Consider the following 21,272-nt stretch of genomic DNA (forward strand, 5'->3'; position numbering starts at 1 on the left):
AATATGCACACATATGAGGACATTGATATGGTAATGGCGAATGACTCTACACTTGCTTTTGATATTAAGAGCACAACAAAAGTAGGCTTTTTATTATTGGATCATTTTACGATGATCGCACTTGCCTCCTCAATTGAGCCATTACGAATGGCCAATCAGTTGTCTGCAGAAGAACTGTATAGCTGGAACTTAATTTCAGAAGACGGTGAATCTGTCATAGCCAGTGATGGCTTGAGTTTGACCCCCGATTTTTCTATTCAAGACAATGCTGATTTTGACATTATTATTGTCGCTGGTGGCGTCGATATTACTCGTACCTTTTCCCCTAAAAAGATTTCTTGGTTGACGAAACAATCCCGAAAAGGTGTTCAGCTCGGCGGTATTTGTACTGGTGCTTATGTGCTGGCGCATGCTGGATTGTTGAATGGCTATCAATGTAGCGTTCATTGGGAATGTCTTACTGCACTGCAAGAAACCTTTCCTAAAGTGAACTGTAATAATCGCTTGTTTTCGATTGATAAAGATCGCATGACAGCATCTGGTGGTAGTGCACCAATGGACATGTTTTTGAATATGATGACGAAGCAACACGGCCCTCGGTTATCTAATGCCGTTTCCGATATGTTTATCTGTGATCGCATTCGATCTGAATCAGATCAACAGCGCATGCCAATGCGTCAATTTAATAGTGTTGGAATGTGTGCTCCCAAATTAGTTGATGTTATTGAGCTGATGGAAAATAATTTAGAAGAGCCTATTGAGTTAGACGAATTAGCCAATTTTGTTGATATTTCACGTCGCCAAATCGAACGTATGTTTCTTCGTCATTTAGATTGTTCTCCTTCACGTTATTATTTACGTTTGAGACTGGAGCGAGCTAGAAAATTACTAAAACAATCCAACATGTCTATTGTGGAAATTTCCATGGCATGTGGGTTTATTTCAACTCCGCACTTTAGTCGTTGTTACCGTAAGCACATTGGCGTCTCTCCTCGTGATGAACGTAAAGCCGCCTGGAAGGCTGAGGACGTGGTTAATCCACTAGCCGTAGATGGAAGTGCCCCGATTGTTTATATGCCTCATTCTCAAGACGCATTAAGCCAATCGTATTCTGAGCCGAGTTATGGTTCAGTTTCGGTTGTTTAAAGTTATTAGATAATAAAGTTAAAAGGAAAAAGCCTCACAAGTGAGGCTTTTTTTATGCATATAGATCGATATTTTTCATAAAAAAAGTTTGGTTATTTAAGGTGTGTTTGCATTTTAATTTGAAAAAGCATATAAATGTTATAATATAACATTTATATGAGGTTTGCTATGCGTAAAAATATCCACCCTAACTATCGAACGGTTGCTTTTCACGATACACGAAAAGACATTTATTTTTTTATAGGTTCAACCGTAAATACGCCTCAAACCGTTAATCGTGATGGGCAGGAATATCCTTATATGGCGATTGATGTATCCAGCGCTTCACATCCTTTTTATACCGGCGAGCAAAGGTCTCACGATGGTGAAGGTCGTATTGCGCAATTTAGACGTCGTTATAAGCAGAAAAAATAAGGAAGGGTTTGATGAAAGTACTAAGTTCACTAAAAAGCGTTAAGCTTCGCCATAAAGACTGTAAGGTTGTAAAAAGGAAAGGGCGTTTATTCGTTATCTGTAAATCTAACCCTCGCTTTAAAGCGTCTCAAGGAGTGAAGGGGAAATAGTTTCTTTAGTTAAGAGGTATTCTAGAGAACTGTGTTGAAAGTTTAGTCTCTGGAGGTTTAGTTATTAAGAAGTAGATTTTCTTTTAATAGGAAGTCTACTTCTTTAATGTTTAAATTTAGACATTCGAAATTAGGTCAAAATTAAGGCTGAGTAGACTTGCTTAAAGTAAGTTCAGAGAAAGAAACATTTACATAATTACCATTCGCTTTGTCTGTTTCCCAGTCTCCTGTACCTGGACATGCCGTGTACCATATTCCGTCATTATCTTTAGTACTGCACTGGTTGTATGCGCCGGCTTTGAAGTACATAAAGTCTTCAGCGAAACCTCGTGGGTTGTCTTTTACATCAACATTGCCATAAGGATCAATGTTTCCAGCTAGGTTGATTTCATATTTAACCGTCTTTTTATTTGGCGCTGAGAAAGTAAGGTACATCATGTTTCCATGCACATTTACTTCATAGCTAAACTCTTCGCCTAGTGTAAGACCATTATCACCTGGGTTAGCTGTGTTTTCCCATGTATTCCCCCAAACAGGAAACGCAATATCAGTACGGTCTGGATTGGCTTTTTCTAGGTTACGTTCATAATTCCAAAATACAGAGCCTGTTTGATGATTAGGCCATTTTTTGTAGTAAATTTTTAACGGCTCATTACCAAAGCCAAAACCTGTATCAGCTTTAATTTTTGCCTTATCTTTTCCAGCGTGAATTTGACCAACAACAACCGAATACGCTGGATATTTTTCAGGGTGACCAGCGTTCTCTGAAACGTGATTTACTTTTAGTGTTGCATTCATCTTGCCACCAAAAACAACGCCTTCTTTATTTTCAGAGAGTGCAAAGTTATTTTCTGGAGATTTTGTACCAAAGCTAGTATTCATGCCGCGAGACATTTGGCGGAGCTCACTGCGAGTGTTAGACGAACCAGATGTTGTTTTTGCTTTGTTAGAAGCCGCAAAAACCATTTCATTGTCAGTATTTAAGTAGAAAAAATCGGGGTGGGAGTAGGTTTGAATATCTTTTACTTTGATTTCATCAATTTTACCATTTGCATCCGCATCTAGAGGCAAAGTGATTTTCCAATTCGTTAAATCAAATTTATCTGCTGGGTGCATTGTGGAATGAGCTACTTCAGCAGCTGATACGTAACCAATTATGCTTAGCGCTGCTATGGTTGCTACAACTAATTTATTTTTGTTTGACATGTATATTAATCAGCTTCTTGAAAGAATGGATTTTGTATTTTATAAAAGATTTTTTACTTTTGTATGACAAATGTAGCAGGAAAAAATGTTGAGGGCTAAAAAAATTGCGTCAAATGAGTCTTGACGCAATAAATATAGCTATTCGTTATGCAAAATTAGACGTTACAACTTCTGACAAAGTAGGAGGATTTCTTTTATTGTTTTTCCTCGTTCTTCACACATCCACTCTGGATAGACCGTACTGTCATTTTTAGATTGAACAATAAAGAAAGACTGATGTTGTGACGGTAACCAAGCATTAAGGTTTGCTAGGCGTTGTTTGGCTTTACCTGATGAATAATATTGGCCAGAGAAAGGTCGTTTATGTAGGTAAAATAAATCGTTTTGTATGGCTTCTGGTTGTTGCTTCCATAAAGTGAGAATCTGATTTTGTGAGCGTGGATGTACCCACTCAAGGTTTAAGGCGCTTATTAAAATGATGAGTAATAATGGTGTTATGAAACCTATTTTATACAACCAGTTTGGTAGAGGTCTTTCACTATGTAAATGTACTAGTAAAAGAGCGGTAGCTGGCATTGCTGGCATTACATAACTGGCTAAAATATTCCCAGAAAAGCTAAAAAATAATAAAGGAGAAAGTAACCATAATAATAGAAAACTGCCAAAGCCGTCTGTATTTTCTTCCGTGTCTTTACCTTCTTTTATGGAGCGAATCCATTGCCAAATTAATAACGGGCTCCAGGGCAGCATAGCCGTAAAGGCATATATCCAAATAGTACCACGTGCTCTTTCATGTGCAGAGCCATATAAATCACCTTGCCAGCTGCTCACAATAAAGCGCTTAATGTGTTCGCCAACGATAAAGTAATCTAAAAAACCGGGTGTTTTGTATTCTGCAATGGCGTACCAAGGTGCTGCAATAACAATGAAAAGCAGCGTGCCATAACCCCAAGGCAGCGCATGCCATAGTTTTTTCCAACGACCATTTGGCATTAACCAAACCGTCAGACTAATACCAATCAGGACGATAGCTAGAGGGCCTTTTGATAGCATTCCCAGAGCTAACCCAATGAAGAATAAATAACCCCAATGTTTGCCGTGGTTACTATTCAAATGTTTCCATGCTTGCCAAAAACTGACCATGCTTAACGTAATTGAAAAAGTCAGTGCAGTGTCTGTCATCACAGCACCGCTTAACAAGATATACGAAAAAGTAGAGGCTAATAATGCGGCGGAAAATAGCCCCATATTAGTCGACTGAAACTTATCTTTTGCCAGCATATACACTAACCAAATAGTTCCAAACCCTACGATAAGATGTGGAACTCGCGCTGCAAACTCGTTGATACCAAAGAGACTAAAGCCCAATCCACTTAACCAAGTGAAAATGGGCGGTTTTCCCCAAAATGGCACGTTATAGTCAAACATGGGGGTGATCCAGTTGCCTGTTTCAAACATGATACGAGCCATTTCGCCGTATCTTGCTTCCGTAGTGTCCATCAGCGGATACAAGCCCAAAGAGATAAATCGCAGGACCAAACAACTGGCGAGTAAAATGAGCAAAAACTTAACAGAAGGTTGAGTGTTAAGAGGTGATGTAAAAGGTGTCTTGGGCATTATTTTTACTCCTGTATTTGAAAAGGGGCTGTTTGAAAAGGCTTTGGTCGTTGATAGGCGTCAAGTGGTTTAAACGTCGGCTTCGCCATCGCTTCTTCCATGAGGACATATAGAGGTCGCTGTTTGGATTCGATAAATAAACGGCCAACGTATTCTCCTAGCACGCCAATGGACAGCAGCTGTATTCCACCTAAAAACAAAATGATTAAAATGGTGGAAGGGTAACCAACAACAGGGTCGCCCCAAACAAGGGTTTTAGTGAAAATAATAATGGTCATAATGAAGGCGATTGCAGACGTCATCATGCCCGCCATTGTTGCCCAGCGTAATGGTTTGGTACTGAATGAGGTAATGCCTTCTAGCGCTAGATGAATGAGTTTTGGGTAGTTCCATTTTGTGTTTCCAGCGAGGCGAGGGTCGCGGTCAAATTGTAAAATGGTGCGATTAAATCCTGGCCAAGCGAGTAAACCTTTCATGAAGCGTGTTCGTTCTGGCAAGGTATTGATAACCTTTACGACCTTTTCGTCCATTAAACGAAAATCACCGACGTTTTCTGTAATAGGGTGATCACTTACATGAGACATAAAGCGATAAAAGCAGTGCGCAGTGGCGCGTTTTAACCAGCTTTCACCATGACGCTCGCGGCGTTGCATTTCGACTACTTGGGCGCCGTTTTGCCATGCTTTTACCATCTCAGGAATGTACTCAGGCGGATCTTGTAAATCTGCATCAAGCAAAATAACACAACGCCCAGATGCCGCTTTCATTCCAGCGCTCATGGCGGCTTCCTTGCCGAAGTTTCTGCTCAAACGTAGGCTGCGAACTTGATGTAAATGATGTTTGAATCGACTAACTAAATCCCAACTGCCGTCTTGGCTGCCATCATCGATATAAAGAATCTCACAATGCTGATGCAGTTTAGTCAGCGCTTCACACACTCTTTGGTGACAAATAGGCAAAACATCGGCTTCATTTAAGAATGGAATGATAACCGTGATCAAAGGCTGCACATCTGCTGAATGCACATGCTTTACGTCTGCCGAACGTTCGCTGGTCGGATGTATGTATTGTCTGTATGGAATAGCGCTCATCTTTAGCGTTCCTCTAATGTGGAAAAAGGCTTATGGAGGCATCTTAAAGACGGACATGTCGCAAAAAAGTGATTCACTTTTTTTTCATGTATTTATGGGACAATATGTCGTATTAAAAAGAGTGGATCATTCATTCTTAATTGACGGCTATTTGGTTGGCGATTTTTATACAGTGGCAGCAGAGACAACTATGAAATTACTCTTGGTGGAAGATCATAAAGGCATTGCTGGCATAATCTTTGATTACTTTGAAATCAAAGATTATGTTTTAGATTATGCGAGTAATGGCTTGCAAGGTTATGAACTGGCTAAGACCGAGCATTATGACGCCATTATACTGGACATAATGTTACCTAAAATGGATGGTCTGACAGTGTGTAAGTCTTTGCGTGATGCTGGGATTGATACACCGATATTGATGTTGACAGCCCGAGATACGAAAGACGATATTCTGGCTGGTTTTGCGCATTTTGCCGATGATTATTTGGTCAAACCATTTGATTTGGAAATTCTAGATTCACGTTTGCAAGCCTTGGTCAGAAGACGTAAAGGCAGTGTAGCGAATCGCATTTTAAGTTACGGTAATTTGTCTTTGGATATGAATACACGTGTTTTGCAACGAGAAGGCAGCCGTTATTCATTGAATCCTTCTCAATACACCATTTTAAAATGTCTGATTCAGAAAGCTCCAGACCTAGTATCAAAAGAAGAAGTTTGTGATGCCTTGTGGGGCGATGAAGAGCCAGATAGCAAGGTGTTGCGCAGCCATATTTATCAATTGCGCAGTTTGATCGACCGACCGTTTGAGCATGCTTATTTGAAAACAGTCTCTAAAGTAGGTTATCGCTTGATTGCTGAAGGTGACGAATGAAACGTATTAAAACCGCAAAACAGCTGACCTTTACCTATTTTTCCATTGTTGCATTCGCCATTATTGCGTTTCATTTTTCTATGCTTGAGTCGATGATCGAAAACATAGAAATGATTTACGCTGAAAATCGTATGTTGAAAGATAAAAGTATTGCCGTTAATTCATTGGAAGGTACCGATCTTACTCATATTGCTGTGCCGCCATTTTCTGAGATCTATATAGGAAAAGAAAATTTACCAACAGGCATCATTCTGAGTTCTAACATTGTTAATGATAAACCTTTTGAATTAGATGAAAGTGAAGGTGTCGATTCAGAAATATTTTTAATGCGTTCTACTGTTGTTTTAAATGGTGAAGAAAAAACACTGTATCTACTTCATTACGATGAAATTTATGAAACCAGCGAGAGTCAGATGTTCGAAACTCAGAGTACTCAGTTGCTGTTATCACTGTTGCTGCTGGTGGTGAGTTTGTGGGTTGTAATGCGCATATCAAACCGCTTGACTCATCCACTGTCTGAGCTTTCAAGGAATCTTGGTGAGAGAAGTCCGACGAATCTTTCGGCGATTGAATTGCCAGATGGCGCGACAACAAGAGAAATACATCAGCTGGTAGAGCGTCTTAATGACTATCAAGATCAGATTCGTTCTTTGATTGAGCGTGAGCGAGCGTTTAATCGTTATGCGAGTCATGAATTGCGGACGCCTTTGATGGTCATGAAAGGTGCTGTGACATTGATTGATAAATCCGATTCGAAAGACTTTCTAGAAAGACAAAGATTACGTATGCATCAAGCCTGTCAGGAAATGGAAGACTACATCACTACCTTATTATCCCTGACCCGTGAAGATGATTTATCGACTATTCCTCAGCGTTCTGTTGAAGAAAGTGAGCTGGAAAATATTCGCCAAATGCATTGGGGGTATTTATCGGGTAAACCTGTCGAAATAAAAATTATTAATGAAGGTCAGATCATTACTAAATTGCCCATTCCGACTTTAAATATCTTGGTGGGAAATTTACTTAAAAATGCGTTGGCTTGTACAGATGAGGGTAGTGTGACTCTGGTAATGTCAGACAATACTCTTAGTGTTATCGATACTGGCTGTGGTTTGAAAGGGAAACCTGGTGGCGAAAGTTATGGTTTAGGGCTGATGATAGTTCGTGATATTTGTGCGAAATATCATTGTGAGTTTAGCTTGTTAGATAACAACGGCGAAGGTTGTACATCTAAGATTGTTTTTCCTGCCTAAAGTGATTGTGTTTATTAGAAAGCACTTGTTTATTTGTACTGAAAAGATTTGTTCTTACTAAAAAATGTTCATTGGAAAAGTTGATAGGTTTGATCCAATAACAGTGTAAATCGATTGTGCGAGAGGGTGCTATGATTCTTTTAATAGCGACTCTTTGTGGAGAAGATGATGAGTGATTTTATTTTAAAACGTTTGCCTCTGGGTATGTTCTGGCCAACCTTTGACCCTTTCTTATTTTGTGCTTTCCATAATGACAAGTACCCTGAAGGTGATGGCGATATGGGTCCTGCTGCGTCTTTGGTAGGACGTATGTTAGGTCAAGATTTTGTCGGTATGGATGGCTGGCGAATGTATCACGGTAAAAAGATACCGGGCTTTCCTGCTCACCCTCATCGTGGTTTCGAAACGGTTACTATCGTAAACAAGGGCTTGGTAGATCATGCGGACTCCATGGGGGCTTCAGGTCGCTATGGTGAAGGTGATACCCAATGGATGACGGCTGGAGAGGGTATTCAGCACTCAGAAATGTTTCCTTTGCTAAATGAAGAGGGCAATAATCCACTTGAGCTTTTTCAGATTTGGCTAAACCTTCCGAGTAAAAACAAAATGGTGCCACCGCATTTTACTATGCTCTGGGATGAAGATACGCCAATTGTGAAAGCGTTGGATGGTAACGGTCACGAAACCTCTATAAAAGTCGTTGCAGGTACTTTAAATGACGTGGCTGCAGCACCTTGCCCTCCTAATTCCTGGGCTGTTGAAAGTGAAAGTGATAGTCATGTCGCAATTTGGATAATTGACTTGCCTGAGCAGGGGCAATGGACCTTACCTGCCGCGGTTTCTGGATTGAATCGAAGTCTTTATTTCTTCGAAGGTGAACAGGTTGAGTTGAACGGAGTAAAAGGGTCGATCAATGAGGCCTTTGTTCTAAAAAGTGATACCAGCGTCGTGATAAAAAATCTTGGTAAACTCGCCCGATTTTTGATGTTGCAAGGCCGTCCTATTGGTGAGCACGTAGAGCAACATGGACCTTTTGTGATGAATACAAAAGCTGAACTACAGCAAGCCTTTAATGATTACCAAATGACGAAATTTGGTGGTTGGCCTTGGCCTCGTCATGATCAAGTGCATGATAAATCGGCTGAGCGTTTTGCAAAATATGCTGACGCACAAGTGAAATAAAACCGTATGGCTTTATTTGAATGTGTAACTGGAAAAGACCCAGAAACGAGCTAACAGATAGTTCGCTATCATTCCAATTAATACGCCGGGAATCATAGCGAGATAAGGCCACAATAAAGAAATAGTTGGGTTGGATACCAAAGGTTGTAGTGTTAAAAGTAAGACATAGCACCCCCAATTTGGGATAAATGCCAACATAGAGCTGCCGATAAATTGCATCCACTGCAAAACGGCGGCTTTTTTATTGCTCTCTTTATTGTTTGTAGGGCAGGCAAAAGTGAAGTGCCGATTCAACCACCAATTTGAGCTGGCGGCGACCCAAAAAGCTAATCCCCTAGCCGCTGTGTGAGATAACCATAAAGAAAACAGCAGCATGCTGGATAGATCGACAAGAAAGCCGATAGCGCCAACCATGGCGAAGCGCATAGCGCTATGGTTTAAAATAGTGTGACTAAAAAAGGTATTTCTTAAAGGTGTGCTCATGATGGTACTTTAAAGAAACAAGCATCAAAAAAAAGTGAAAGAAATAGGTGGACTATAAATGAATGGATGTTCTAAAGGATTCCTTTAAGGAATCTGAAATATGCGTTTTATTCCTTTTACAAATAGGCGTCTTAGTCTCATGCTTATGCTTATGCTTATGCTTATGCTTATGCTTATGCGGTTTCATATCTCTCTTCTTTTAGGATTTAATCACTATGTGGATTGTCATTACGTTGTTTGCCGCTGGGTGTCAGTCTGTTCGAACTGCTTATCAAAATAGTTTGTCTCGTGAGGCAGGTTTTCTTCATGCGACTATGTCTCGTTCTCTTTATGGCTTACCGCTTGTTAGCCTGTACTTATTGGTTTGCTATTTTATTTTTGGTTGGGTGACGTTGCCTATTAATGGGCTATTTTGGCTGGTGGCCAGTATTTGTGCCGTATCACAAATTATAGCGACGTATTTAATGCTACGGGTTTTTCAGTCTGGTAGTTTTACGCAGGGTACCTTGTTGGCTAAAACGGAAGCCGTACAGGCTGCGCTTATTGGGTTGCCTTTATTACATTACACGTTAACAGTTGGTGCATGGTTGGGAGTTTTTTTGGGTGTATTGGGAGCGCTAGTTATGAGTGTGAAGTGGAAAGACTTAAAGCAAGTCCATAAAGATACCTCTCTTATTTTTGGTTTAGCGAGTGGTTTCTTTTTTGCGGTCACCTCTGTTACCGCATCGATGGCCAGTCATACGTTATCCGGTTCTATTATTACTGGTGCAGGTGTCACACTTTGGTATGTACTTGCACTGCAATCGGTTATTTTATGTTGTATTCAAATTATCAGAAGTAGAGATATGCTTGCTCCGTTTAGACGTAGCTTGGGTTTGAGTATGAAGGTCGGTGTGCTTAGTTCTTTAGGCTCTATTGCTTGGTTTACCGCTTTTTCTCTAGCCAATCCTGCTGTGGTGAAAACATTAGGGCAGATTGAAGTGCTTGGAACCCTTTATTATTCGAAGGTACGTTTTAAAGAAAAACTTAGTAAACAGCAATGGATCGGCGGCGCTATGATTATGGCGAGTATTGTTCTAGTAGCTACTTCTACCATTAAATAAATGAGAGTATATGAAATCTAATAAAATCAATTATGTTGAATTACCTGCGCGAGATTTATCTCTGAATAAAACGTTTTTTAGTCAGGTATTTGGTTGGGGGTTTAAAGATTATGGTACTGAGTACACGGCTTTTGAAAATGCTGGTTTAGATGGTGGTTTTTTTCAAGCAGATTTTTGTTCTCGACCACAAACTGGTGCGGCTTTAATTATCTTATTTAGTGATAATTTGGAAGCGACTCTAGAAAAAGTAAAATATTGTGGTGGTACTATTGAACAAGTGATCTTTGAGTTTCCCGGAGGACGACGCTTTCACTTTTTAGACCCATGTGGAAACGAGTGGGCTGTGTGGGGCGAACTTAGCTAATTAAATTATTTCAATTAGCTTTTTCCACTCAAACTGAACTGAAAATTTTAAACGTCTTTATTAGGCTCTTCAGTTGTTTCTTGCTCAACAGGAACAGTGTCTTCAGATGTTTTTACTTCGGCTTCATTCGCTTCTAATAAAGCGCGTTCCGCCTTAGATATGTATTTAGGTTTGGCTTTTTTGGGATTCACTTTTAAGTTGGCCTGTTTCATACGTTTGCCATATATGTCTTTGATTTTTTTGCGACGATTCATATTTTTTGCTCAAAATGCTCTTGTTTTAGAATATTTAATAGAATGTAAAAGTATTTCACTATAAATACCGAGGCGACTATACCAGCCTTGTTTATCCTTCGAAAGGCATGGGTGTATTTTTAGTGTTGTTGGTTTCGACTCTAACCAAGTGACTTGATGTTCTGTCTGTTAGCTAAGCGCTGTATAATATAGAAAAACTGCAGAGCTAAGCGATGATTTTACCACGTAGAAAATTACCAGCATTAAACTCTCTTCGGGCATTTGAGGTCTCAGGCCGTTGTTTGAGTTTTCGACGAGCAGCAGAAGAGTTAGGTGTCACGCAAGGCGCTGTTGCGCAACAGGTGCGGGCGCTTGAAGAGCACTTAGGTGTTACATTGTTTGAACGATTACCTAGAGGGCTGGCATTAACGCCAAAGGGAATCGTCTATCTTACCGATATTTCTAGAGCCTTCGATATTATGAGTGAAGCAACCACTCATATGATTGAGCGTTCTGATACCGTAACCATAAGTGTGACACCTACTTTCGCCGCCAAATTACTTATTCCTCGTCTTGGGGAGCTAAATTCCTTGTTTCCTCATATTGAATTACGAACGCTCGCCACGGAATCGCTTTCTAATTTCGATGTGGATCAAATTGATATTGCAGTCAGGTTAACAGGCGTGCCATTTTCTTCCAACTTACAAGCTGAGCCTTTGTTTCATCAAGAGCTTGTTATTGTTGCAAGCCCTCTTATTATAAAAGAGTTAAAACCCTCGTTCACAATTGAAGAATTACAACAGTTTCCTTTATTACATGATGCCCATAATAATTGGCCTATGATATTGAATTCAAAGGAAAAACTATCAGGTGCTACATTTAATCAAACATCATTAGCGATTGACGCCGCTTTGGCCGGCCAAGGAGTAGCATTAGTGTGTCGTTCATTTGTGGCAAAAGATCTTGAGTTTGGGCGGTTGATTCAAATAGTAGAAGATTCTTTTTTTATTGAGCCTGATTATTTTTTAGTGAAGAAGAAAACCACCAAGACATCGTCAGCCGTTGATGCTGTTTGGCAGTGGTGTCTGGATGAATTTGCCTCTATATAAGGTAGATTAAAAATAACGCTGTTATACAGTAAGATTCTTAACAGCGTTATATATTAGTTGTTATTGCATTTTCTCTATGTCTTTGATGTTTTTTTAGATCCTGTCTGGATGAGAATCACGCCTCCCAAGATTAAGGCTAATGCAATGAATACAAAAATATTAATTTCTTCACCTACAAAAGCACCGATAATAACGGCAACAATCGGTGCTATGTAGCTTGTTCCTGACGCTTTTACGGAACCCAATTTCTCTATTATATAATAGTAAAGAAAAAACGCTCCTCCAGTACCCAATAAACCAAGTCCAATAATCAGACCTATTAGTGACTTTATATCTGTAGTGATAGCTGATAGGTCTGTAAAATCAGTCAGTATTAATAATGTTATAGACGCAAAACCTGTTTGCCATGTGGCTAGTGCTAAAGGCGGAATTTTGTGTGGTGATAAAAGGCGTTGAGCGTACACAAATGATACGCCAAGACTCGTCGTTCCTGCCAGCATCCAAATAACACCTAGCGGGTCTATGCTTTCGACATGCTCCCAAGGGCGTGCGCTGATTATTATCCCTAAAAAACCTAAGATAACTCCGATTAACATTTGTAGAGTTGGGCGATCTTTTCTCAGGAATAGGAATGCACATATAAAAGTGAAGATTGGGATTGATCCACTTAATAACCCAGCGATACTGGTTGGAATTAATGCGGTACCAGCAACAAATCCATAATAGTAAAATGAAGTGGCGAGTACAGACATAACGGCAAAATGTATGATGTGTTTAAATTGATCTCTATGTAACACCTTCGAATATAAAGCAATGAGCAGAAGTGGAATAAAACCACATAAAACTCGTAGCATAACGGTTTGTGCTGGCGTAATCAGCAAGGTAGACCACTTCATAAAAATAAAGTTCGAGCCCCAAATGACCCCTAAAGCGATAAGAGCTAAATAGCTTCTTAGCATACGATTGCCTCTAAACAATAAAACACTATTAAATTAGAGTTTATTGTAGTGTTTAATTTGGTGAAAATCGCGCGATTTAAAAGCACTTAGACTGTAGTTTTTCTATTGAGAGTTTAACGATGGATTTGATTGGGCTATACCGAGAATACGACTACTCTGCTATGTGTTTTTTTATTCAGTTTGAAATATCTACCTGTGGAATTGCGAATATTTAACATGGAAGAGTTTGCTAAAAGCAAAAAAAAGCCCTGATCAATGATCAGGGCTTTTTTAATGTTGGTACCAGTAGGCGGACTCGAACCGCCACGCCCGAAGGCAACGGATTTTGAATCCGTCGTGTCTACCAATTCCACCACACTGGCCTTAAAAAGGTGAGCCGTATTGTATTGGAATTTAGCGGAGTGTCAACGCATTAGGGATTTATTTTTTATCTTTTTAATTTGAAGACTCTGAAAAGTACCTTTTTATGCGGATTTTCGCTAAGATACGGCGTCGATTTTTCTAGGTAGTTTTCTTTTCATGCTCGTTTCCGATTATCACTTTGATTTGCCCGATTCTTTAATCGCAAATTATCCTATGCCCGATAGAACTTCTAGCCGCTTATTGCATCTTGATGGGCCAAGCGGTGATCTTGTTCACCGCCAATTTCCTGATGTCTTGGGTCTAGTGCAGCCGGGAGACTTGATGGTATTCAACAACACTCGTGTTATTCCTGCGAGGGTTTTCGGTCAGAAAGAATCTGGTGGTAAAGTTGAGATATTAGTAGAGCGTGTCATTGGTACGAATGAAGCTTTGGCTCATGTTCGTGCGAGTAAGTCTCCAAAGGAAAACAGTAAATTGTTTTTAGGCCAAGATAAAGGCGAGCAAATTGAGGCGACGATGATTGGCCGCTCTGGTGCTTTGTTTCATCTTGTTTTTGAAGAACCTGTATTAGATGTTTTGTCTCGTGTTGGTCACATGCCTTTGCCGCCTTATATTGAACGCCCTGATGAAGAAAGTGATCAGGAACGTTACCAAACGGTTTATAACGAAAAGCCCGGTGCGGTTGCTGCTCCAACGGCAGGTTTGCATTTTGATGATGCGTTGTTGGAGAAGCTAAAAGCAAAAGGCGTGGAAACGGCGTTTGTTACCTTGCATGTCGGTGCTGGAACGTTTCAGCCAATGAAAGTTGATAATGTGAAAGATCACATTATGCACGCTGAATATGTTGAGGTTGAACAAGACGTTGTTAATCAAGTGAAAGCAGCAAAAGCCCGTGGCGGTAGAGTGATTGCGGTTGGAACAACCAGTGTGCGTAGTCTTGAATCGGCAAGCCAAAGCGGTCAAATTGAACCGATGAAGGACGATACCAGTATTTTTATTTACCCTGGTTACGAATTTAAAACAGTAGATGCCTTGATTACGAATTTCCATTTACCTGAATCAACATTAATTATGTTAATCAGTGCTTTTGCTGGTTATGACCATGTAATGTCAGCGTATAAAAAAGCTGTAGAAGAACAATACCGATTTTTTAGTTATGGCGATGCCATGTTTATTACACGTAATGCGCAGGCTACAGGCCCGCAGTCCGCAGATTGAGGAATAAGACGAATGACTGAGAAGCGTTCAGAATGTTTTATGGATTTTGACCTACATACCACATCAGGAAAGGCTCGTCGTGCAACGCTGACTTTTCCTCGTGGTAAAGTTGAAACGCCAGCATTTATGCCAGTAGGAACCTACGGCACAGTAAAAGGTATGTTAACCAAAGACATTGAAGAAATTGGTGCTGATATTATTTTGGGTAATACTTTTCACCTATGGCTACGTCCTGGTATGGACGTAATTAAGGCTCACGGAGATTTGCACGATTTTACTCAATGGAAGAAGCCCATTTTGACCGATTCTGGTGGCTTTCAGGTTTTTTCATTAGGTGAAATGCGTAAGATTACTGAAGAGGGCGTGAGCTTCCGTTCTCCTATTAATGGATCTAAAGTATTTTTGAGTCCTGAAATCTCGATGCAAGTTCAGAAAGATCTTGGTTCTGACATTGTGATGATTTTTGATGAATGTACTCCTCACCCTGCAACAACGGATGTAGCGGCAACATCTATGCGCAGAAGTTTGCGCTGGGCTCAACGTTCTAAAGATGAGCACGGTGATAGCCCTTCTGCCTTGTTTGGTATCATTCAAGGGAGTATGTACGAAAACCTACGTGAAGAATCTTTAGAAGGACTAATGAGCATCGGTTTTGATGGTTATGCTATTGGCGGTTTGTCAGTAGGTGAGCCAAAAGAAGAAATGATGAAAGTGTTGGATTTTGTTGCCCATAAAATGCCAGCAGATAAGCCACGTTATTTGATGGGTGTTGGCAAACCTGAAGACTTGGTGGAAGGTGTGCGTCGCGGTGTTGATATGTTCGATTGTGTGATGCCAACACGAAATGCTCGAAATGGACATTTATTTACTTCTGATGGTGTTGTTCGTATACGAAATGCACAATATCGTCATGATATTGGTCCATTGGATAAAGAATGTGATTGTTACACTTGTAAAAACTTTTCTCGGTCTTATCTACATCATTTGGATAAGTGTCAAGAAATGGTTGGTGCTCAATTAAATACCATTCATAACTTACGTTATTATCAAACTCTCATGGCGGGATTGCGTAAGGCGCTAGATGAAGGTAAATTTGACGCCTTTGTTGATGAGTTTTATGCAAAGCTTGGCTTAGAAGTGCCTGTTTTGAGTGAATAATAAACAAAAATATGTGAATTTCCTTGTTGGAAGTGTCACAACAGTTTCATAAACCATTGGAGAGTTACCCTATGATCGCATTGATCTCACCAGCATACGCCGAAGGCGGCGCAGCAGCAGATGGCGGTATTTTTAATTTAGTATTGCTTGCTGGCTTCGTTGTTATTTTTTACTTCCTTATGTGGCGCCCACAAGCAAAACGTGCAAAAGAGCATAAAAACTTGGTTGCTTCTTTGGGTAAAGGTACTGAAGTCGTAACAGGCGGCGGTGTACTTGGTAAAGTATCTAAAGTAGATGATAACTATGTAGTACTTGAAGTTGCTGAAGGTGTTGAAATGAAATTTCAAAAGTCTTCTGTTGCTGCTGTATTGCCTAAAGGGACGTTGAAGTCAATTTAACCTTCCTGAGAAGCGCCTCTAGATTTTATTTTCTAGGAGGCGCTTTTCTTCTTTTTTCGATCCATTTGATTTTTTAGGTTTAAAGGATTTTTCATGCTTAACAAGTACCCCTTGTGGAAGTATTTGCTAATTCTTCTTGTTTTGGCTTTGGGGCTACTTTATGCCTTCCCAAATCTTTATCCAGATGATCCAGCTCTACAACTGTCAGCCCAAAAAACAACATCTGTTGTTGATCAGAGTACGCTATTAAAAGCGACTGATGCGCTTAAGAAAGCGAATATAGAATTAAAAGAAGCAGAACTAACCTCTGCTGGCGGTACCTTGCGCTTTAACAGTGGTGAGGACCAACTTGCGGCTAAGCCTGTTGTGGCGGCCGTATTGGGTGACGACTTTGTAACGGCGCTTAACCTTGTGCCTACGACACCAGATTGGTTGTCTTCATTGGGTGCTGGGCCAGCAAAACTAGGGCTTGATTTACGAGGCGGCGTACATTTCTTATTAGAAGTAGATACACCTGCAGCGGTTAAGCAGAGACTAGAAGTTAGCTCAAGTGAAATGAAAGCGGCATTACGTAAGGACAAAATCCGTTACCGTAGTGTGGCTGTAGCAGACAGCGTATTGTCAATTCGATTCTTAAAAGAAGCCGATTTAGATCTTGCTGAAAACTTATTAGGGGATGATTTCCCAGAGTACCGTTATGCAACACGTGAAAGTAACGATGAATTTTATTTAGATGTTAGCTTCACTGAAGCGGCGACAAGTGAAATTGAGTCTTATGCATTACAGCAAAACTTAACAACGTTGCGTAATCGTGTTAATGAGCTAGGTGTGGCTGAGCCTTTGGTACAACGCCAAGGGAGTAATCGTATTGTTGTTGAGTTGCCAGGAGTACAAGATACTGCTGCGGCAAAACGTATTATCGGTGCAACAGCTAATCTTGAATTTCATTTAGAAGCAGGTCTAGAAGATAGTGGTTCTGATATTGAAACACTAACGTTCCGCGATGGCAGTGGCCGTACGGCGCGTTTAGAGCGTGACCTTATTATTACAGGTGACAGTGTTTCCGACGCAAGTTCCTCTTTTGATGAAAATGGTCAGCCACAAGTAAACATCAGCTTGGATTCAAAAGGCGGCAAACAGATGAGTAAAGTTACTCGTGCTGCTGTTGGGCGTAATATGGGCGTTGTGTTTATAGAGCACAAATCTCGCAGTCGCTTTGTTGAAAATGCCGAAGGCAAAATGGAAGAGGTGCGTAGAAGCTACAGTGAGAAAGGTATTATCTCATTGGCGACTATCCAAACCACGTTGGGTAATTCATTTCGTATTACAGGGCTAGACAGTCCTCGTGAATCTTCAGAGCTTGCTTTGTTGCTTCGTGCTGGTGCATTAGCTGCGCCAATTTACTTTGTAGAAGAGCGTACCATCGGGCCGAGTTTAGGTGCTGAAAACATCAAACTGGGTGTGAGTTCTGCTCAAATTGGTCTGTTAGTTGTTATGTTGTTCATGCTGGTTTATTACAAGGTATTCGGTGTGTTTGCGAATATTTCATTGGCTATAAATATTATATTGCTGATGGCTTGTATGTCTCTGCTTTCTGCTACGTTAACGTTACCGGGTATTGCTGGGATCGTATTAACTATGGGGATGGCGGTAGATGCTAATGTATTGATCTTCTCAAGAATAAAAGAAGAGCTAGCGGCTGGTGTTCCAAATCAGCAGGCAATACATTCGGGCTTTAATCGAGCTTTCACCACTATTTTCGATGCCAATATTACGACCCTACTTGTGGCTGTAATTTTGTTTGCGGTAGGTACAGGGCCTGTAAAAGGTTTCGCAGTTACTTTGTCGCTTGGTATTCTTACTTCGATGTTTACGGCGATTGTATTGACTCGTGCACAAGTTAATCTTGTGTATGGTGGCCGTAAAAACAAGAAACTGTATATTTAGGAGAACGCCATGAAAGTGACAAATATTCCATTTATGGCTATGCGTAAAATCGTCGCTGTTTTTTCTCTTGTGCTGATCCTAATTTCTATTGGTTCTTTAGCAACAAAAGGTCTGCAGTTCGGCTTAGATTTTACTGGCGGTACTTTGGTTGAGGTAGCTTATGAAAAAGCACCTGAGCTTGATGATATTAGAGCCTTGCTGAGCGAAAGTGGGTATGACGATATTGTTGTACAGAACTTTGGTTCGACGACCGATATTGTTGTGCGTATGGCAAACTCTTATACCGCGACCTTAGGAGATGAAGTTTTATTAACACTTCAAAACAATGGCGAGACGAATGTTTCTCTTCAGCGTTCTGAATTTGTTGGTGCGCAAGTGGGTGAGGAATTGCGTGAGCAAGGTGGCTTGGGTATGTTACTCGCGTTACTAATTGTAATGGTGTACGTTGCCGTTCGCTTCCAGTTCAAGTTTTCCATTGCGTCTGTAGTTGCATTGACCCATGACGTTATTATTACGTTGGGTTTTTTCTCCTTGTTCAATGTAGAGTTTGATTTGACGGTATTGGCGGCTTTGCTAGCCGTTGTTGGTTACTCGTTAAATGACACTATTGTTGTGTGTGACCGTATTCGTGAAAATTTCCGTATTATGCGTGAAACAACACCTTACGATTTAATAAATGAGTCAATTAACCAAACTTTAGGCCGTACCTTGATTACATCATTAACCACTTTATTTGTGTTGGTTGTATTGTTTGTGGCGGGTGGGGAAGCGATACATAACTTCTCTATGGCTTTGTTGGTGGGTATTATTATCGGTACTTATTCTTCTATCTTTGTTGCGGCAAACTTATTGCTTGCGCTTGATATAAAACGAGAAGACTTAGTTCCTGCACCAAAAGAAGAGCTAGAAGACGAATTACCATAATGTAACTTGGTCGTTGTTTTAAATAAAAAAGCCTGCAAGAATGCAGGCTTTTTTATTTGAATTATTTCTTTAATGCTAGTATCTGAATTTAAGGGGAAATCGTTCGATATGCGTTTTTTAGTCTTTAGCTTGTTATATGCACTTTTTAGTACTCAGGTTAGTGCCTTAGATTTCACGTCTATGGATAAAACCAGCCAAACCTTTCCTAATATTAAAACTGTACAGGTCGCCTATAAAGGAGAGATTGTTTGGTCGAAGGCCTACAACAAAGCAAACATCAACGCGGTCACCAATATTAAGTCGGCTTCAAAATCTGTGATGTCTGCAATGGTTGGTATGGCGATAGAGCGAGGACTTTTTGAAGGGGTAGATCAAAAAATTGCTCCGTTATTTATTGATGAATTACCTAGTAATCCAGATGCTCGTTTAAATGATATTACAATTGGTCATTTGCTTTCTATGCAAGCAGGGTTAGAACGGGCATCTGGTCGTAACTATGGTCGTTGGGTAATAAGTGACAATTGGGTTAAGGCCGCACTTTCATGGCCTTTTGTTGAAGAGGTTGGCGGTGAGATGCAGTACTCAACAGGCAATACTCACTTACTATCTGCCATTATTATGAAGAAAAGTGGTGAGCATACTTATCGACTTGCTAATAAGTGGTTTCGAGGTTCTGGTGTTAAAATTCAAAGCTGGGAAACTGATCCTCAAGGTATCCCTATGGGTGGTAATCAAGTTGGTATGACGCCTGTTTCGCTATTGGCCTTTGGTGAGCTGTATCGTCGAGGAGGCGTGACAAAGACAGGTAAACGTTTGATCTCTGAGCAATGGATTAAAGAAAGCTGGACGCCAAGAACCCATTCTCGTTTCCATAATGGAAAATATGGCTATGGTTGGTTTATTCAATCTTTTGCTAATGTGCAGGGTTATTTTGGTTGGGGGTTTGGTGGGCAAATGATTTATGTATTACCAGAACTAGATTTAACGGTAGCCATTACTTCTAAGGATAATTTACCTTCTGGACGAACGGGCTATCGAGATTTACTTCATAGTATGGTGAGTGACGATATTGTTCCAGTAATCCAATCTATTCAATAGCTCTTACTTGTGTAATATATTAAATTTGAAATCGTTTTCGTATTTTATGATGAGAGAGAATCCAATAAAAAAGCCTGCGTAAAAACAGACCTTTTTATATTTTTAAGGATAGATATTATTCAGTAATCTTACCGAAATGCATACCCATTTGGGTTGGTGTTTCGGCTGCTAATGACTCTTCCCATTCAATGGCGCCTTTTCCGAACAAAACGATGGCAGTGGAGCCAAGTTTAAATCGTCCCATTTCTTCGCCTTTTTTAATTTCAACATTATTCAATTCCTTGTAATCCCAAGTGACAACATTTTTATTGAATGGCGTCACTTGTCCTGCCCATGTAGTTTCTATGCTGGCAACTATCATGGCGCCAACAAGAATGACCGCCATTGGGCCTGCTTCTGTTTCAAATAAGCACACAGTGCGTTCGTTACGAGCAAAGACGTTTGGAATCTGTTCTGCAGTGACTTTGTTGACGGAGAATAACTTACCTGGGACATGGATCATCTTCGTCAATTTACCCGTTAATGGCATATGAACACGATGGTAGTCTTTAGGTGATAAATAAACCGTTGCGAACGAGCCACCAAGAAACTGATCGGACAGTGATGCGTCGCCGCCTAATAGACTAGTAAGGCTATAGTGGTGGCCTTTGGCTTGAAGGAGAGTGCCATGCTCGATTTTACCCAGTTGACTTATTGCGCCATCGGCTGGGCAGGCAATGCTTTTTTCACCTTCACATATTGGGCGCAATTCAGGGCGGATGGCCCTAGTAAAAAAATCATTAAAATTACGATAGGACAAAGGATCGCTATTAATCGCTTGTGACATGTCAACTTGGTATTTTTTCACGAATTGATTAATAAAGGTGTTTTTAACCCAATCGCTTTCGCATTCTGCTATTTTCCCAATAACGTGAGAGAGTGTTTTTTGTGGAGTTATATGTTGTACGAAAGCAAAAAGCTGATCTTTATTCACGTGATTGATCCTA

Annotated in this window: 22 protein-coding genes and 1 tRNA gene; 15 read left to right on the forward strand and 8 right to left on the reverse strand. The window is 40.4% G+C overall.

The window, feature by feature from the left end:
* Positions 1 to 27 precede the first annotated feature (27 nt).
* From gbdR to ykgO, 3 genes are all read left to right on the forward strand, one after another.
* A complete protein-coding gene (gene gbdR / locus IF202_RS04870) occupies positions 28 to 1,146 on the forward strand; it encodes a choline metabolism transcriptional regulator GbdR (protein ID WP_407943809.1) in 1,119 nt (372 codons plus the stop codon).
* Between the two features lie 168 nt (positions 1,147 to 1,314).
* On the forward strand, positions 1,315 to 1,560 hold the full coding sequence (locus IF202_RS04875) for a type B 50S ribosomal protein L31 (RefSeq protein ID WP_191593722.1): 246 nt from the start codon (positions 1,315 to 1,317) through the stop codon (positions 1,558 to 1,560).
* 11 nt (positions 1,561 to 1,571) lie between these two features.
* Positions 1,572 to 1,709, forward strand: coding sequence for a type B 50S ribosomal protein L36 (gene ykgO, locus IF202_RS04880; protein WP_191593723.1), 138 nt, complete (start codon positions 1,572 to 1,574; stop codon positions 1,707 to 1,709).
* A gap of 141 nt (positions 1,710 to 1,850) precedes the next feature.
* On the opposite strand, the gene IF202_RS04885 is transcribed toward ykgO, so the two are convergent.
* The 3 genes from IF202_RS04885 to IF202_RS04895 all read right to left on the reverse strand — a co-directional run bounded on the left by IF202_RS04885 (position 1,851) and on the right by IF202_RS04895 (position 5,623).
* Positions 1,851 to 2,915: a polysaccharide lyase family 7 protein gene (locus IF202_RS04885; RefSeq protein ID WP_191593724.1), complete on the reverse strand. Its 1,065-nt coding sequence runs from the start codon at positions 2,913 to 2,915 to the stop codon at positions 1,851 to 1,853.
* A 162-nt stretch (positions 2,916 to 3,077) separates the two neighbouring features.
* Complete coding sequence (locus IF202_RS04890) at positions 3,078 to 4,532, reverse strand: ArnT family glycosyltransferase (RefSeq protein ID WP_191593725.1); 1,455 nt, start codon at positions 4,530 to 4,532, stop codon at positions 3,078 to 3,080.
* 5 nt (positions 4,533 to 4,537) lie between these two features.
* Entirely contained in the window at positions 4,538 to 5,623 is a 1,086-nt protein-coding gene (locus IF202_RS04895; RefSeq protein ID WP_191593726.1) for a glycosyltransferase family 2 protein, read from the reverse strand.
* A gap of 55 nt (positions 5,624 to 5,678) precedes the next feature.
* Here IF202_RS04895 and IF202_RS04900 point away from each other — a divergent pair, with 55 nt between their 5' ends.
* The 3 genes from IF202_RS04900 to IF202_RS04910 all read left to right on the forward strand — a co-directional run bounded on the left by IF202_RS04900 (position 5,679) and on the right by IF202_RS04910 (position 8,929).
* Positions 5,679 to 6,494 (forward strand): response regulator transcription factor, encoded by an 816-nt coding sequence (locus IF202_RS04900; RefSeq protein ID WP_456238045.1) that lies wholly within the window; start codon positions 5,679 to 5,681, stop codon positions 6,492 to 6,494.
* A complete protein-coding gene (locus IF202_RS04905) occupies positions 6,491 to 7,747 on the forward strand; it encodes a sensor histidine kinase (RefSeq protein WP_191593727.1) in 1,257 nt (418 codons plus the stop codon). The genes IF202_RS04900 and IF202_RS04905 overlap by 4 nt, the downstream gene beginning before the upstream one ends.
* Before the next feature lie 168 nt (positions 7,748 to 7,915).
* On the forward strand, positions 7,916 to 8,929 hold the full coding sequence (locus tag IF202_RS04910; RefSeq protein WP_191593728.1) for a pirin family protein: 1,014 nt from the start codon (positions 7,916 to 7,918) through the stop codon (positions 8,927 to 8,929).
* A gap of 12 nt (positions 8,930 to 8,941) precedes the next feature.
* Here the strand turns inward: IF202_RS04910 and IF202_RS04915 are convergent, their stop codons facing one another.
* Positions 8,942 to 9,412: a GtrA family protein gene (locus IF202_RS04915; RefSeq protein WP_191593729.1), complete on the reverse strand. Its 471-nt coding sequence runs from the start codon at positions 9,410 to 9,412 to the stop codon at positions 8,942 to 8,944.
* Positions 9,413 to 9,627: 215 nt separating this feature from the next.
* On the opposite strand from IF202_RS04915, the gene IF202_RS04920 reads away from it, so the two are divergent.
* Both IF202_RS04920 and IF202_RS04925 read left to right on the forward strand, forming a co-directional pair.
* Positions 9,628 to 10,515 (forward strand): DMT family transporter, encoded by an 888-nt coding sequence (locus tag IF202_RS04920; protein ID WP_191593730.1) that lies wholly within the window; start codon positions 9,628 to 9,630, stop codon positions 10,513 to 10,515.
* Between the two features lie 10 nt (positions 10,516 to 10,525).
* The gene (locus tag IF202_RS04925; RefSeq protein WP_191593731.1) at positions 10,526 to 10,879 is read left to right on the forward strand and encodes a VOC family protein; all 354 of its coding nucleotides are present in this window, start codon (positions 10,526 to 10,528) and stop codon (positions 10,877 to 10,879) included.
* Between the two features lie 47 nt (positions 10,880 to 10,926).
* On the opposite strand, the gene IF202_RS04930 is transcribed toward IF202_RS04925, so the two are convergent.
* Positions 10,927 to 11,133 (reverse strand): DUF2986 domain-containing protein, encoded by a 207-nt coding sequence (locus IF202_RS04930; protein WP_191593732.1) that lies wholly within the window; start codon positions 11,131 to 11,133, stop codon positions 10,927 to 10,929.
* A gap of 212 nt (positions 11,134 to 11,345) precedes the next feature.
* On the opposite strand from IF202_RS04930, the gene IF202_RS04935 reads away from it, so the two are divergent.
* Positions 11,346 to 12,221 (forward strand): LysR substrate-binding domain-containing protein, encoded by an 876-nt coding sequence (locus IF202_RS04935; RefSeq protein WP_191593733.1) that lies wholly within the window; start codon positions 11,346 to 11,348, stop codon positions 12,219 to 12,221.
* A gap of 74 nt (positions 12,222 to 12,295) precedes the next feature.
* On the opposite strand, the gene IF202_RS04940 is transcribed toward IF202_RS04935, so the two are convergent.
* Both IF202_RS04940 and IF202_RS04945 read right to left on the reverse strand, forming a co-directional pair.
* Positions 12,296 to 13,180, reverse strand: a complete 885-nt coding sequence (locus IF202_RS04940; RefSeq protein ID WP_191593734.1) for a DMT family transporter — start codon at positions 13,178 to 13,180, stop codon at positions 12,296 to 12,298.
* A gap of 277 nt (positions 13,181 to 13,457) precedes the next feature.
* Positions 13,458 to 13,542, reverse strand: a tRNA-Leu gene (locus IF202_RS04945).
* Positions 13,543 to 13,699: 157 nt separating this feature from the next.
* On the opposite strand from IF202_RS04945, the gene queA reads away from it, so the two are divergent.
* The 6 genes from queA to IF202_RS04975 all read left to right on the forward strand — a co-directional run bounded on the left by queA (position 13,700) and on the right by IF202_RS04975 (position 20,286).
* Complete coding sequence (queA, locus tag IF202_RS04950) at positions 13,700 to 14,761, forward strand: tRNA preQ1(34) S-adenosylmethionine ribosyltransferase-isomerase QueA (protein ID WP_191593735.1); 1,062 nt, start codon at positions 13,700 to 13,702, stop codon at positions 14,759 to 14,761.
* A gap of 39 nt (positions 14,762 to 14,800) precedes the next feature.
* Entirely contained in the window at positions 14,801 to 15,919 is a 1,119-nt protein-coding gene (tgt, locus tag IF202_RS04955) for a tRNA guanosine(34) transglycosylase Tgt (RefSeq protein WP_191593845.1), read from the forward strand.
* Between the two features lie 71 nt (positions 15,920 to 15,990).
* Positions 15,991 to 16,317, forward strand: a complete 327-nt coding sequence (gene yajC, locus IF202_RS04960; protein ID WP_191593736.1) for a preprotein translocase subunit YajC — start codon at positions 15,991 to 15,993, stop codon at positions 16,315 to 16,317.
* A gap of 93 nt (positions 16,318 to 16,410) precedes the next feature.
* Positions 16,411 to 18,264 (forward strand): protein translocase subunit SecD, encoded by a 1,854-nt coding sequence (gene secD, locus IF202_RS04965; RefSeq protein WP_191593737.1) that lies wholly within the window; start codon positions 16,411 to 16,413, stop codon positions 18,262 to 18,264.
* Positions 18,265 to 18,273: 9 nt separating this feature from the next.
* Complete coding sequence (gene secF / locus IF202_RS04970; RefSeq protein ID WP_191593738.1) at positions 18,274 to 19,188, forward strand: protein translocase subunit SecF; 915 nt, start codon at positions 18,274 to 18,276, stop codon at positions 19,186 to 19,188.
* A 108-nt stretch (positions 19,189 to 19,296) separates the two neighbouring features.
* Entirely contained in the window at positions 19,297 to 20,286 is a 990-nt protein-coding gene (locus tag IF202_RS04975) for a serine hydrolase domain-containing protein (RefSeq protein ID WP_191593739.1), read from the forward strand.
* A gap of 115 nt (positions 20,287 to 20,401) precedes the next feature.
* Here the strand turns inward: IF202_RS04975 and asd are convergent, their stop codons facing one another.
* A complete protein-coding gene (asd, locus tag IF202_RS04980) occupies positions 20,402 to 21,259 on the reverse strand; it encodes an archaetidylserine decarboxylase (RefSeq protein ID WP_191593740.1) in 858 nt (285 codons plus the stop codon).
* Positions 21,260 to 21,272: the final 13 nt, after the last annotated feature.

Origin of the sequence: Marinomonas colpomeniae (assembly GCF_014803385.1) — a bacterium.
GTDB classification, from domain to species: Bacteria; Pseudomonadota; Gammaproteobacteria; order Pseudomonadales; family Marinomonadaceae; genus Marinomonas; species Marinomonas colpomeniae.

Coding starts and splice junctions, on each gene's coding strand:
- gbdR (WP_407943809.1), top strand. CDS start 28: ATGGTAATGGCGAATGACTCTACACTTGCTTTTGATATTAAGAGCACA.
- IF202_RS04930 (WP_191593732.1), bottom strand. CDS start 11,133: ATGAATCGTCGCAAAAAAATCAAAGACATATATGGCAAACGTATGAAA.
- secF (WP_191593738.1), top strand. CDS start 18,274: ATGAAAGTGACAAATATTCCATTTATGGCTATGCGTAAAATCGTCGCT.
- IF202_RS04940 (WP_191593734.1), bottom strand. CDS start 13,180: ATGCTAAGAAGCTATTTAGCTCTTATCGCTTTAGGGGTCATTTGGGGC.
- queA (WP_191593735.1), top strand. CDS start 13,700: ATGCTCGTTTCCGATTATCACTTTGATTTGCCCGATTCTTTAATCGCA.
- IF202_RS04885 (WP_191593724.1), bottom strand. CDS start 2,915: ATGTCAAACAAAAATAAATTAGTTGTAGCAACCATAGCAGCGCTAAGC.
- tgt (WP_191593845.1), top strand. CDS start 14,801: ATGGATTTTGACCTACATACCACATCAGGAAAGGCTCGTCGTGCAACG.
- IF202_RS04915 (WP_191593729.1), bottom strand. CDS start 9,412: ATGAGCACACCTTTAAGAAATACCTTTTTTAGTCACACTATTTTAAAC.
- IF202_RS04910 (WP_191593728.1), top strand. CDS start 7,916: ATGAGTGATTTTATTTTAAAACGTTTGCCTCTGGGTATGTTCTGGCCA.
- IF202_RS04925 (WP_191593731.1), top strand. CDS start 10,526: ATGAAATCTAATAAAATCAATTATGTTGAATTACCTGCGCGAGATTTA.
- IF202_RS04975 (WP_191593739.1), top strand. CDS start 19,297: ATGCGTTTTTTAGTCTTTAGCTTGTTATATGCACTTTTTAGTACTCAG.
- IF202_RS04875 (WP_191593722.1), top strand. CDS start 1,315: ATGCGTAAAAATATCCACCCTAACTATCGAACGGTTGCTTTTCACGAT.
- secD (WP_191593737.1), top strand. CDS start 16,411: ATGCTTAACAAGTACCCCTTGTGGAAGTATTTGCTAATTCTTCTTGTT.
- IF202_RS04935 (WP_191593733.1), top strand. CDS start 11,346: ATGATTTTACCACGTAGAAAATTACCAGCATTAAACTCTCTTCGGGCA.
- IF202_RS04900 (WP_456238045.1), top strand. CDS start 5,679: ATGTCGCAAAAAAGTGATTCACTTTTTTTTCATGTATTTATGGGACAA.
- IF202_RS04895 (WP_191593726.1), bottom strand. CDS start 5,623: ATGAGCGCTATTCCATACAGACAATACATACATCCGACCAGCGAACGT.
- ykgO (WP_191593723.1), top strand. CDS start 1,572: ATGAAAGTACTAAGTTCACTAAAAAGCGTTAAGCTTCGCCATAAAGAC.
- yajC (WP_191593736.1), top strand. CDS start 15,991: ATGATCGCATTGATCTCACCAGCATACGCCGAAGGCGGCGCAGCAGCA.
- IF202_RS04920 (WP_191593730.1), top strand. CDS start 9,628: ATGTGGATTGTCATTACGTTGTTTGCCGCTGGGTGTCAGTCTGTTCGA.
- IF202_RS04890 (WP_191593725.1), bottom strand. CDS start 4,532: ATGCCCAAGACACCTTTTACATCACCTCTTAACACTCAACCTTCTGTT.
- IF202_RS04905 (WP_191593727.1), top strand. CDS start 6,491: ATGAAACGTATTAAAACCGCAAAACAGCTGACCTTTACCTATTTTTCC.